This is a genomic window from Oleidesulfovibrio alaskensis DSM 16109 (assembly GCF_000482745.1).
In the GTDB taxonomy this organism is placed as follows: domain Bacteria; phylum Desulfobacterota; class Desulfovibrionia; order Desulfovibrionales; family Desulfovibrionaceae; genus Oleidesulfovibrio; species Oleidesulfovibrio alaskensis.
This window is the reverse complement of record NZ_AXWQ01000005.1, coordinates 75658-88124: the sequence shown is the minus strand read 5'-3', so window position 1 is coordinate 88124 and position 12467 is coordinate 75658. Positions and strand designations below refer to the sequence as shown.

The following is a 12467-nucleotide window of genomic DNA, read 5'->3' as shown; positions in this document are numbered from 1 at the left end:
TTTTTTTTATGCCCGCTGCGTTCCTTCAAGGCGCTGCCGGAGCGGGCTGTTTTCTGCCATCCTCCCTTGTTATAATCAGGGCCGTCCGCTTGATTGTCATATCGTTTTCACACTGCCGTAACAATCCGGAGTCATACAGGCCTCTGTTTTTTCATGATATCGGACAACGGGGTGGGAATGATGTCCTTGCGTTTCAAAATGGCCGGCTTTTGCCTGCTTATCGGTCTTTTTCCTTTGCTTTTCATGGGTGTTTTCAGTGTGAACACTGCGTCTGAAAGTCTGCGCGGCAAAGCACGCAGTCAGCTGGAGTCTGTGCGTGAAATACAGGGCAAAGCTGTTTCAGGCGTTATTGCCACATGGCGGCAGGAAACAGTCATGTATTCCAAAGTCAAGGAAGTCTACAACGCCATAGGCATGCTGCGCGACTATACCATCGGGCTGGCCGAAGAAGGCCTGCCCATGCCGGTGGATACACCTGAATATGAAGATCTCTACACGTATGTTAAGGCGGCCTTCAGCCCGTATGTCGACGTGCTGGGATATGAAGATGCCCTGCTTATAGACGATCACGGCAGGGTTCTTTTTTCTGTGCAGCGCGGTGATGATCTGGGTGCCGACCTCAGATCGGGACAGTTTTCCGCTACCAATCTGGCTCAGGCCTGGCGTAAAGCCGTGGCCGGCGAGACAGCTTTTGCCGATGTGGCTCCCTATGCTCCGTCCGGAGGGCGTCCTGCGGCTTTTTTTGCGGCTCCGGTATACAGCTACACCGGAGATATTCTGGGGGTTGCCGCTTTGCGGCTGCCGCTGGGAAACATCACCGGCCTGATGGAACAACAGTACGGCACGGGCCGTACAGGGGACAGCTATCTTGTGGGGCCGGATCTTCATATGCGTTCGGATTCACGTCAGGATCCGGAAAAACATGCCCTGCAGACATCTTTTGCCGCCGGCAGGGAGGGGCAGGTGGATAACAGGGCCGTTCAGGACGCCCTGCAGGGCATAAGCGGCATCACTTCGGGTGACGGTCTGTCCGGAGGCCGGTCGTTGATGGCCTATCAGCCGGTGCAGGCAGCCGGGGTCACCTGGGCACTGATTACTTCTGTTTCAGAAAAAGAAGCCTTTGCCGCGGTGAGCGAGCTGCGGTTTATAGCCGGTATGGCTGGTGCCGTTACCACTGTGGTGGTCATACTGCTGACATTTGTCTTTCTGCGCCGTGAACTGCTGGCTCCGCTGGGGGCCATGCGTTCGTATGTGCAGAATGTCGCCGGAGGCGCTTTGCAGGCCCGCATGGAGACGGAAGGCGTCCGTTTCAGGGCGGAAATAGGCCAGTTGTCGCAGGGGATTCTGCAGATGGTGAGCCAGCTCAAGGAAAAGCTGGGGTTTGCCTCGGGCGTGCTGAGCGGTATCGTGGTGCCGTGCGTGGTGGTGGATACCCGCAACGTGATTTCATTTGTCAATCCGCAACTGCTGGCGCTGCTGGAGCTGGAAGGCGAAGGCTGCGTCTATTGCGGTAAACCCGCCTCGCTGGTGCTGCAGCACGGCAAGGACGGCCGGGGGACAACCTCGTGGTGCATCGAATCAGGTGAGACGGTGACCAATGTGGAGCGTGAATGGCGTACGGAAAAAGGCAACATGCGCCATGTGCGTATTGATGCCGCGCCGCTGCATGATCTGGATGGCAGAGTCATCGGTGCCATCGCACTGGTTGCTGATCTTACAGACATAAAAAGCAAAGAATACCATATCAGTCTGCAGAATGAGACGATGCACGAAGTTGCAGGTCGTGCGGACAGTATTGCTGCCGGGATTTCCGGCGAAGTGGCTGAGCTGTCGCACCGGGTCAAAAATGTATCTTCCGGAGCACGGACTCAGGTCATGCGGCTTGAAGAAGCGGCGGAGTCTGTCGGCCGCATGAACAACGCCCTGCAGGAATCTGCAGGATATGCCCGTGAGGCCGTGGCAGGTGCCGAAACCGCGGTGGCCCGTGCCGAAGAAGGTGCGCGCATTGTGACTTCTTCCGAAGAAGCCATGCACAGAGTCAGCAGCATGTCTTCCACTCTGCGCGAAAGCATGCATGAACTGGGGCAGCAGGCACAGGCCATCGGAGGAGTTCTGGATGTCATACGTGACATAGCAGACCAGACTAATCTGCTGGCACTCAACGCCGCCATAGAGGCCGCCCGCGCAGGTGATGCCGGCCGGGGATTTGCCGTGGTGGCTGATGAGGTGCGCAAACTCGCAGAACGGACCATGAGTGCCACCAATGATGTGCGCCGCAGTGTGCAGACTATCCAGAAGGCTGCGGATGAAAACATGGCGCATACCGAAGCAGCCGCCGGTGCCGTGGAGGAAACGGAACAGCTGGTGGCCGAGTCGGGCGAGGCCTTGCGCGTCATTGCCCGGCTGGCTGTGAACATGGGCGGACAGATTGAGCAGATAGCCCGCTTTGCCGAAGAACACACCAGAGCAAACGAAGGCATCATACAGACTGTGGATGAGATAAGCCGCATAGCCAGACAGACCGAGGAAGGCATGGACGAGTCTGCCCGGTCTGTGGAAGGGCTGCGGGGCAATGCCTCGGCGCTTCAGGGCATCATCGAGGAATTGCGCCGTTCGTGACACAGCGCATGCCGGTGTCGCCGGTTACAGTTGCCCGTACACCCTGAAAGCCCCGGCGCCGCCACGGACTGTGCATGCCGCACCGTGTTGCACTGCATCAGCACGCGGGTGCCGGATGGAAGCCGGATTGCCGGTGTACAGACCGCGGAGTGCAGTCAAAGCGCGGAAGGTGGCAGGATCAGGGACAGTTGCCGTTGACGCCGGCAGCGGCTGCAAAGTTTGCACGGCAGACAAGTGGCGGACGGCTCGGAATCAGAATCCGGTAACGACCGTATCCGCTGCTGCCTTGCCGGTTGCGCATTGCATCAGTGTTTCTGTCATGTCGTCCATCTGCGGGCCATGGTCGTAACCTGCAAGGTGCAGCAGTCCGTGAGCAAGCAGGCGCAGGGCGTGCCGGTGCGGTGGTTGTCCGTAAAGAAAGCTTTCCCTGTGCACGGCACCGGTGGAAAGAGCCAGAACCCCGAGGTCTGTGTCGTCCTCGGCGTGGCTGCTGTCTTTCCGGCATGCAGGGGGGCTGTCCGGTTCTTGACGGGGGGCTGCGACAGGGCCAGCGGCGGGAAACGAAAGTATGTTCGTCGGGCCGTAGCAGCCCAGAAACTCGCGGTTCAGCTGTGCGCTTTCCCCGTCATCGGTCAGAATGACCTCCACATGCGCACCGGAAAGTCCAAGACAGCTAAGCATGTTATGCAGTGCTATTCTGATGTCGTGACGGCAAAGAGGAAAACCGGTCATGGCACCGGTGCGTGTTGTTATGACAATCATGGCTGTTCTCCGCTGCGCGCAGATGTCTGGGGACGGGCAGGCCTGTCGGAAACAGCGATGAGCGTGGTTCTTTTTTCAGGCTGTTGCGTAACGGCCTGTTTTTTCTTTTCGCTCTTATCTTCCTGAGAGGCTGCGCGTTGTCCCTGTTTCGCGTCGGGGTACTCTATGCGCTGGTGGAATATGCCGGCCAGAATGCGGTGAAAGCTGTCTGTCAGCATAGACAGCTGCCTGAAAGTCAGTTCGGATTCATCCAGCTGCCCTTCGGCAAAGATGTTTTTCATGATTGTTTCAATGTGCCCTCGGATGCGGCTTGGCGTCGGTTCGTTCAGCGTGCGGCTGGACGCTTCCACGGCATCGGCCAGCATGACGATGGCGGCTTCACGGCTTTGTGGTTTGGGGCCGGGATAGCTGTAATCCTCGGTTCTGGGGTTTTCGCCGTTATCGATGGCTTTCTGGTAGAAAAAGCGGATCAGCGATGTGCCGTGATGCTGCTGAATAATGTCCGTTATCCGGTTGCCCAGCCGGTGCTGGCGGGCCATTTCCACTCCTTTTTTGACATGAGACAGCAGAATGAGTGCGCTCATGGAAGGAGCCAGCTTGTTATGCTTGTTCTTGCCGCCGGCCTGATTCTCGATGAAATATTCCGGTTTGGCCAGTTTGCCGATGTCATGATACAGCGCGGCCACTTTGCACAGCAGGCTGTTGGCGCCGATTGCCTTTGCCCCGGCTTCAACCATGTTCGCCACGATGAGTGAGTGGTGATACGTTCCGGGCACTGTGACCATAAGCTCCTGCAGCAGCGGCTGCTCCAGATTCATCAGCTCCATCAGGCGGAAACGCGTGGTATAGCGGAAGGCCAGCTCGACAATGGGGCTGAGAGCAAAAATGAGCAGCAGTGAAAGAACGGCGTTGGCCGAAGCAAGCATCAGTCCGTAACCGAAACGTGCCCAGCCCGAGCCTTCCAGAAAGGCCATTCCGCACCACAGGGCAAGTATGCCGCCTGCCAGCGGCAAAAGGCTCCAGACAACCTCCTGTCTGGTCTGAGCCCGCCGGATGACCCATGCACCCCAGACGGATGACAGAAAGAAAAAGAGCATGACATCTGTGCCGCCGTCCATCATTGCCATGCAGATGAAGGCCAGCAGCAGCGATGTGGTGACGCAGCGCCTGAATGAAAATATGAGTCCGATCAGTCCGCCCGCGCTTGCCACAGGCAGCAGAAACGGCAGAAGCTCGAATGAGTCGCCCCCTTTGCCTTCGGCCAGCGCCGCCCCCAGCACATCCAGCCCTTTGGCCATGCCGGCAAAAGCAAGTACCACGCAGGAAAGGAAAATGATGTCTTTGCTGCTTTTGAATGAAAAACTGCCTGTACGGTGTGAAAAAAGCAGCCCGGCGGCCAGAATGAGTGCCGTCAGAAAAACGCCCGCAACACGCGGTGCGGACAGATGTTCCTGTTTCTGCGACACAAGAGCCTGCAGTTTAAGCTGCATGTCTTCGGTTACTTTTTCACCCTGTCTGACAATGATTTCACCTTTCTGCAGACGGTAATACACCGGCGAAACCGCATTGCGCACTTCCTGTGTTCTGCGGGTTGTGGCTTCTCTGTTCAGAGTCAGAGTGGGCGCCAGCAGAGGAAAGAGCATGTCTGTCACGGCGCGGCGCATGCGCAGGGGAATATTAAGGTCGTGCCGCAGAAAGCTTTCCATATCTTTTTCCAGCTTTTCTATGTCGGGCACATAGCGCAGGTCTTCGCGCAACACCTCGGAACCGGAGGAAAGATCGCGGACGATGATGCCGTTACGTTCCTGCAGCAGGATGCGCTGGTCGGCCACAACGCCTGAGGCAAGGCGTGTTTCGAGCCACGGCAGCACTTCACGCTGCAGCAGGGTGGCGAACACGGGGGTGCGCCAGATATCAAAGGTGCGCGTCGAAATATCGCTGTTCAGCATTTCCGCCAGCTGCTGACGGTGGGTTTCGTGTCTGTCTGCGGACAGGTTGCGCAAAGACTCCAGGGTGGCGTTCACATTGGCGCGCAGCACATCTATGGTGGCGGTGCTCAGGTCAAAAAGCGGCGGCTGCGTGCGTGCAACTTCGTTGCGCCGTGCTTCGGTGGCGGCTGCATCTTCAACCCGCAGTTCCTGATCGGCCTGAATGTCGCGTTCGGCAACTTCGCCTGCCAGATATACAGTGGGGCTGTTTTCAAACTGCACCGAAGCCGCAACGGACAGGCAGAGCAGACTGATGAACAGAAACGCTATTCCGGCTGCCGGAACGGTTTTTTTGCGGGGGCGTATGCCGCTTACCTGCGGACCGCCGTTAGGCTTTTTCACTATGCTCATTTTCAAACCGGTCGTATGCCTGAACTATCCTGCCCACAAGAGGGTGCCGGATGACATCGTCTTCATGAAAATGCAGAAAACGTATTCCCTTGACGTTGCCGAGTATTCTTTCGGCGTGCACCAGTCCAGAACGGGAAAGCTGCCTGCCGCCGCTGCCGGGCAGGTCTATCTGGGTTATGTCACCTGTAATGACCGCCTGCGAACCGAACCCCATGCGTGTGAGAAACATCTTCATCTGTTCCGGTGTCGTGTTCTGTGCTTCATCCAGTATGATGAATGCGTCATTCAGGGTACGGCCGCGCATAAATGCCAACGGTGCTATCTCGATGATCCCTTTTTCAAGCATTTCAGAGACTTTTTCAAAGTCCAGCATGTCATGCAGCGCATCATAAAGGGGCCGCAGGTACGGATTGACCTTTTCTACCAGATCACCAGGCAGAAATCCCAGTTTTTCACCGGCTTCCACCGCAGGTCTGGTCAGGATGATACGTTTGACCTTTTTGGACAGCAGGCTGGAAAGAGCCATGGCTACGGCCAGATAGGTCTTGCCAGTTCCGGCAGGCCCCACGGCGAAGATCATGTCGTTTTCGCGCAGAGCGGCAATGTAGTCACGCTGGCTCAGCGTTTTGGCCGTGATGGTCTTGCGGGGCGAGACAACAAAAACCGCTTCCTTGAATATTCTGATCAGTTCAGTGGACGGTTCGCGTTGCAGCATGGTCCATGCGTACAGCACGTCTCTCGGGTAAAGCGGATGGCCGGCCTTGAGCACACCGTACAACTGGGTGAGCAGGTTGACCATGGTATCAGCTGTACCTGTTTCGGGCGACGTGACACACAGCATGGAGCCGCGTGTCGAAATACCCGCACCGGAGCGTTCAGCCAGCAGATTGAGGTTGCTGTTCTGCGGGCCGAAGAGAACATTCGCCAGCTGCGGGTCATCAAATTCAAGAGTTTTGCAAACGGTTGTGTCTGTCATGCTGTCCTGTGAGCAGGCCTGTTACAGGTGTAAGGGGGTTATATCTGGCAGAAACTACCTCTTTTCGGATACCGAGTCTATGTGTGTCCAGATGGCTGAAATAGCGGAAGATACATGCTCAAAACGATGATTTTGTACTGGTGGCATGCTTTATGCTCACATAAAGGCGAGGCGGCAGAACATGCAGCCGCCCCGCGTATGAATCCGGAAATTCAGGAGCCTTAAAATGTACACTTCCCCCCTTTCTTCCGCATATGGCATGAACTTTACCGCCCCGAAACAAAACGATAAAACCGGCGACGCCGCTGCTGAGACGTCCGCGCAGCAGAACACGGAAAGCGCACGCCCCCGGCGCATCAGCGCCTATACCGGCGGTGCTTCTTCACTGTCCGAGATTAAATCGATGATCAACGCGGCATTGAAAGGGGTGGAGCCCGACGGCAACGGCAGAGTTACTTTTGCCCAGCTGGAAAAGCACAGAGAAGCGATGGAAAAGGAATTTGCCGAAAAGGTGAAGGCCGACCTGCGCGAACTGGGCGTTGCAGAGGACATCGACTTCCGGCTGGTGGCGGACCCTTCTTCCGGCAAGGTGGAAGTGGTGAGTAATCATGAAGATGAGGGCAAGGTGGAACAGTATCTGAAGGACAACCCTGAGGTGGTTGAACAATTCAAGCAGATACAGACCATTGCCAACCTTGACCGTGCCCGGCAGTTCAACGGCATTTCGCGTGCGGATATGAAACGTCAGATTCAGATGGAAGCGCTGGGCAGTTTTTTCATGTCGGCTTCTTCCAACGGTATGGGCACAGGGTCCATGGTGATGGATTATTTTCAGGGCAGCGCATCGCTGATGAACGGGCTTAACATGCGGGTATGACCTTTGTATTTGGTTGCCATACGCGGGCAAACAGGCTAATGCGCGGTCTTTCTTCCGGAAGAAAGACCGCTTTTTTGTGTTGTGCACGCCCGGTTGCGGGCGGCTTTTTTTTCCGGTTACTGTCGCCATAGCCGGAGGCTGTTGATGAGAACAATACAAGTTGTGAATGTACGATGGTTTAATGCCACGGCATGGTATGGCGCGTTTCTCAGCCGTCTGTTGCGTGAAGCCGGTCACGAGACTCTGTTCATAGGTCTTGACGGCACGCAGTCTTTTGTCAGGGCACAGGAATGGGGACTTGAGCCGGTGGCACTGGACCTGAACACGGCCAGCCCGTTGCGACTTGCTGCATTGTGGGGGCGTATGCGTGCATTGGTGCGCGATTTCCGGCCCGATGTGGTCAATTGTCACCGCGGAGAGGCTTTTGTTTTGTGGGGAATGCTGCGTAAAGCAGGTGGCCGGTTCAAGCTCGTGCGCACACGCGGCGACCAGCGGCTGCCCAGAAACAATATACCCAACCGCTGGCTGCACTGTCATGCGGCGGATGCTGTTGTGGCGACAAACTCCGTCATGGCGCGCCATTTCCGCGATGTGCTTCAGGTGCCGGAACAGAAAATTCATACTATTTACGGCGGGGTTGATACCGCCGTGTTCAGCTATGACGAATCCGGACGCCAGCGGGTGCGGGCCGGCTACGGGTATGGTGCCGGTGATTTTGTTCTGGGCCTGCTGGGGCGGTTTGACAGAGTAAAGGGGCAGAAAGAACTTATTTTCGCTGTTGCCGATCTGTACCACAGGCGGGGGCTGCGTCATGTCCGCCTGATGCTTGCCGGCTTTGAAACAGCCACCAGCCGTGCAGAAGTTGAGGCGTGGATAGACGAAGCCGGAGTGCGTGACATTACCGTGATAACCGGCAAACGGGAGGATGTGGCAGCCTGCATCAGCGCCATGGATGCCGGTGTTGTTGCTTCGCTGTGGTCGGAAACCATTGCCCGTGCCGCACTGGAGATAATGGCGTGCGGCAGACCGCTGGTTTCGACCGGTGTGGGGGTTATGCCCGACCTGCTGCCGCATGAGGCGTTGTGTGCGGAAGGCGATGTGACGGCATTGGCAGACCTGCTGGAAAAAACAGTGCGCGACGAGCCGTGGCGTCACTGGTTGCAGGCAGCCTGTGTGCAAAGGATGAAGACGCTGCGGGAACGGGATTTTCTTGATACGACACTCGCCATGTACGAACAGGCATAGTCTGTCCGTCTGTGCAGGGTATAACATCTCCGACGACAAGGAATACATAGTGAAGAGCTTTGCCAGTGACAATACGGCGGGGGCGCATCCCAGAATTCTGAATGCATTGGCCCGGGCCAATGAAGGACATGCTGCCCCGTATGGTAACGACCCTTTCACCGCTCAGGCGCAGGAGTGCTTCCGCCGCATTTTCGGTGAGGAAACGCATGTGTTTCCCGTTTTTGCGGGAACGGCAGCCAATGTGCTGGCATTGCGAGGAGCTCTCAAACCGTGGCAGGCGGTGGTATGCTCTGATGTGGCCCACATCAATGTGGATGAAACCGGTGCCCCGGAAGCCATGGGCGGTATGAAACTTGTGGCGCTGCCTTCAAAAAACGGCAAGCTGACTGCCGCCTGTCTGGAGCCTGCCTTTGAGCAGATAGGAGTTGTGCACCACGCTCAGCCGGGTGTTGTGTCCATCACGCAGGTAACGGAATACGGAACCGTGTACACGCCGGACGAAGTTCGTGCCATTGCCGATGCAGTCCACGGGCGGGGGTTGCTGCTGCATATGGACGGCGCCCGCATTGCCAACGCCGCCGCGGCACTGGGGCTTACGCTGCGGGAACTGACACGGGATGCGGGAGTGGATGTGCTGACTTTCGGCGGAACTAAAAACGGTCTCTTTTTTGGCGATGCCGTGGTTGTTTTTGATGAGCGCCTTGCAGAAGGTTATGCCTACCTGCGCAAACAGACGGGCCAGCTTTGTTCAAAGATGCGTTTTATCAGTGCGCAGTTCGTTGAGCTTTTGAAGGACGGTCTGTGGCTTGAAAATGCGCGCCACGCCAATGCCATGGCTTCCGTTCTGGCACAGGGACTGTCCGGCATCGATGCCGTATCCATAACGCGTCCGGTACAGGCCAACGCTGTCTTTGCCTGTCTGCCTGCACGCGGTGTTGCGGCGCTGCAGCGCGAGTATCTTTTCAATGTGTGGGATGCCGCAACGGGCGAAGTGCGCCTGATGACGTCGTTTGCCACCACGGAAGACGAAGTGGCCGAATTTGTACAGGCTGTCCGCGCAGCTTGCTGACGCCCTTTCGTCCGGATGGAAAATCAAGGCGCGGCAGACTGTCAGGCTGCCGCGCCTTGTTGTTATCTGCGCAGAAACGAATAAATCCGCGCTGCCGCGGGATTTGCATACAGCCTGACCCGCGAGAGCAGCCAGCGGGCGGGCCTGTTTTTTACCTTGAAGCGGTGCACTGCACCGGCAGAGTGCGGCGGGTTGGCGCCGGGAGCAGTGGTAAAGAAAACACTGAAACCCTGCTGCTCCGCCATAAGTTTAGCCGCTGTTCCCGCCACGCCCCATGGCCAGCAGAAAGACCGTCTTGCATGGCCCAGTTCTTTTTCAAGCAAAGCCTTGCAGGCGGCGATGTCTTTTGTAAAACGGGCGTCGCGCTCCTCATCTGTTTCATAGCGGCCGGCCTCTGTTGCGGACAGCGCATCCAGCCTGCGTTGCAGTCTGTCCCTGTTTTCCGGTTGCTGTGCAAAGTTATAGGCTTCAATCTTGTTCTGGGGCACAGTGCTGCGCACTATGTCCATCAGCCGTGCAGAAGGCAGAAATGCATTACCGGAAAACGCAGGAGCCTTGGGATATGCCGGCATGCCCCACAGGTTTTCACCTTCAACCTCATAAAAAGTGCGCCCTCTGCCGCGGGGAAAGATAAAACCTGAGTATTCGTGCCCGCAGAAAATGTTGGCATGAGAATGCGAGTGCGCTGCAATGGTGATAACGCCGGAAGCTTCCATGGCCCGCGCCTCGCTCCAGCTGAAAAATGTGTCCTGACGTTCCGCCACGCCTTCTGCAATTTCAATGAAAGGTTTATCTACCTGAGGCAGAGCGTCAGGTCTGGCCCTTCCTTCGCGGATATCGTCGATGGTCGGTCTCAGGGTGGCGTGGTTTTCAATTTTAGAGGTAACCGCGAAAATGACGGCCTTGTGCCCGTATTTTTTAAGAACGGGCCAGGCATATATGTAGTTGTCCAGATAGCCGTCATCAAAGGTTATCAGAACGGATCTGCGGGGCAGGGGCGTGCCGTTAAGCAGAAACTGTTCTGCTTCGTGCAGGCTTATGCCGTGCCAGCCGCGGGCCGCAAGGGTTCTGCAATGATCTTCGAATGTACGCGGATCAACGGATATGGAGCCTTCGCACTTGCTGACATAATGGTACATGAGTACCGGCAGACTCTTTGTCATGAGTAATTTCGCTTGACTGCTGATTAATACGGATTACTTGAAATAACGAGGCCGTCGACGGTTGCAGACCGCAGGATGGCCGCATCATCAGGATGCTGTCAAAGGAGAGCTATACGAGATGGGAGTTGAATACAAGGACTACTACAAGCTGCTGGGCGTGTCGCGCAGTGCCTCGAAAGAGGAGATAGCCAAAGCCTACAAAAAGATGGCCCGCAAATATCATCCGGATCTTAATCCGAATGACCCTGATGCGGAGGCCAGATTCAAGGAGGTGAATGAGGCGCACGAGGTGCTGAAAGACGAGGAAAAGCGTCGTCTTTATGACCAGCTCGGACCGGACTGGCAGCACGGCCAGAGCTTTCAGGGCGCGCAGGGCCACAGGTACGCCAATTTCGGCGGAGGGGCCGGTTTTGATTCCTCGGGATTCAGCGACTTTTTCGATATGATTTTCGGCAATGCCGGTGCAGGAGGCTACAGGCACTCTTCGGGCTTCGGGCCTGATCCGTTCGGTAATTTTTCAGCCAGGCAGCGCAAGGGGCGCGATGTGGAGGCGCAGCTTACCCTGACCCTTGAAGAAGCACTGAAAGGCGGGAAAAAATCGCTTACCCTGCAGGGACAGGGAGGCGGTGATTCCAGACGGCTGGAGGTGTCAATTCCTGCCGGTGTACGTGAAGGTGCAAAAATCCGGCTTTCCGGCCAGGGGGACCCCGGCATGGGCGGCGGCCCCGCAGGAGACCTGTACCTGCGTGTCAGGCTGGCTGAACATCCTGTTTTTCATGTTGATGGCAGTGATGTGCTTGTGGATGTATATGTGGCTCCGTGGGAGGCTGTGCTGGGTGCCGCAGTGCGTGTACCCACGCTGGATGGCGAAGTGCAGCTGAAAATTGCTCCCGGTACGGGCAGCGGCAAAAAACTGCGGCTGCGCGGCAAGGGGCTGGGACCCGCAGCATCCCGCGGGGACCAGTATGTGAGGATTCAGATACGTGTACCGGAGAACCCATCTCTGGAAGAACGCGAACTGTGGGAAAAGCTGGCGGCTGTTTCAGGTTTCAACCCAAGACCCTGATCAACGAAAAGCGGAACGCACGAGGAGACGCGCCATGACTGTTAACAGGCATTCCGGAGACTTACCTATCCGATCGGAATATATCGCATGGGCCGAGTTTATTGAACTTACCGGCGTGCCCCCCGTAAGGCTGGGGGAACTGGTTGAATACGGCTGGCTTGTTCCCGTGCGTACCGCAGGGGCTGAATATCTTTTCCGCAGGCTGGATGTGTACCGTCTGAGGAAATTGCAAAGAATTTGTGACGATTTTGAACTGCCCAGCGTGGGCGGGGTGATAATCGTCGATTTGCTGGAACGTATCGATCAGCTGGAGCGTAAAGTAAGTTCATTGGAAAAACTGCTTTAGTTCTG

10 protein-coding genes are annotated in these 12467 nt (G+C 56.6%); 6 read left to right on the top strand and 4 right to left on the bottom strand.

Features of this window, described 5'->3' with window-relative positions; all coding sequences use genetic code 11:
• Window positions 1-177 precede the first annotated feature (177 nt).
• Entirely contained in the window at window positions 178-2619 is a 2442-nt protein-coding gene (locus H586_RS0103260) for a methyl-accepting chemotaxis protein (protein ID WP_162147944.1), read from the top strand.
• A 252-nt stretch (window positions 2620-2871) separates the two neighbouring features.
• On the opposite strand, the gene ybeY is transcribed toward H586_RS0103260, so the two are convergent.
• From ybeY to H586_RS0103245, 3 genes are read right to left on the bottom strand one after another with little or no spacing between them, the layout of a single operon-like run.
• Window positions 2872-3381 (bottom strand): rRNA maturation RNase YbeY, encoded by a 510-nt coding sequence (ybeY, locus tag H586_RS17965; RefSeq protein WP_034618515.1) that lies wholly within the window; start codon window positions 3379-3381, stop codon window positions 2872-2874.
• Window positions 3378-5720 (bottom strand): HD family phosphohydrolase, encoded by a 2343-nt coding sequence (locus H586_RS0103250; RefSeq protein ID WP_027181358.1) that lies wholly within the window; start codon window positions 5718-5720, stop codon window positions 3378-3380. The genes ybeY and H586_RS0103250 overlap by 4 nt, the downstream gene beginning before the upstream one ends.
• Entirely contained in the window at window positions 5698-6696 is a 999-nt protein-coding gene (locus H586_RS0103245; protein ID WP_011367602.1) for a PhoH family protein, read from the bottom strand. The genes H586_RS0103250 and H586_RS0103245 overlap by 23 nt, the downstream gene beginning before the upstream one ends.
• A 226-nt stretch (window positions 6697-6922) precedes the next feature.
• On the opposite strand from H586_RS0103245, the gene H586_RS0103240 reads away from it, so the two are divergent.
• The 3 genes from H586_RS0103240 to H586_RS0103230 all read left to right on the top strand — a co-directional run bounded on the left by H586_RS0103240 (window position 6923) and on the right by H586_RS0103230 (window position 9887).
• Window positions 6923-7573, top strand: coding sequence for a hypothetical protein (locus H586_RS0103240; protein WP_027181357.1), 651 nt, complete (start codon window positions 6923-6925; stop codon window positions 7571-7573).
• Window positions 7574-7717: 144 nt separating this feature from the next.
• Window positions 7718-8818, top strand: a complete 1101-nt coding sequence (locus H586_RS0103235; RefSeq protein WP_027181356.1) for a glycosyltransferase family 4 protein — start codon at window positions 7718-7720, stop codon at window positions 8816-8818.
• 49 nt (window positions 8819-8867) lie between these two features.
• On the top strand, window positions 8868-9887 hold the full coding sequence (locus H586_RS0103230; protein WP_011367605.1) for a threonine aldolase family protein: 1020 nt from the start codon (window positions 8868-8870) through the stop codon (window positions 9885-9887).
• A gap of 62 nt (window positions 9888-9949) precedes the next feature.
• On the opposite strand, the gene H586_RS0103225 is transcribed toward H586_RS0103230, so the two are convergent.
• Window positions 9950-11050, bottom strand: coding sequence for a polysaccharide deacetylase family protein (locus H586_RS0103225; protein WP_027181355.1), 1101 nt, complete (start codon window positions 11048-11050; stop codon window positions 9950-9952).
• 118 nt (window positions 11051-11168) lie between these two features.
• Between H586_RS0103225 and H586_RS0103220 the strand changes: the two genes are divergently transcribed.
• Together H586_RS0103220 and H586_RS0103215 are read left to right on the top strand one after the other, a co-directional pair.
• Window positions 11169-12116, top strand: a complete 948-nt coding sequence (locus H586_RS0103220) for a DnaJ C-terminal domain-containing protein (protein ID WP_027181354.1) — start codon at window positions 11169-11171, stop codon at window positions 12114-12116.
• A gap of 34 nt (window positions 12117-12150) precedes the next feature.
• Window positions 12151-12462 (top strand): chaperone modulator CbpM, encoded by a 312-nt coding sequence (locus tag H586_RS0103215; protein WP_011367608.1) that lies wholly within the window; start codon window positions 12151-12153, stop codon window positions 12460-12462.
• The last annotated feature ends 5 nt before the right edge of the window (window positions 12463-12467 follow it).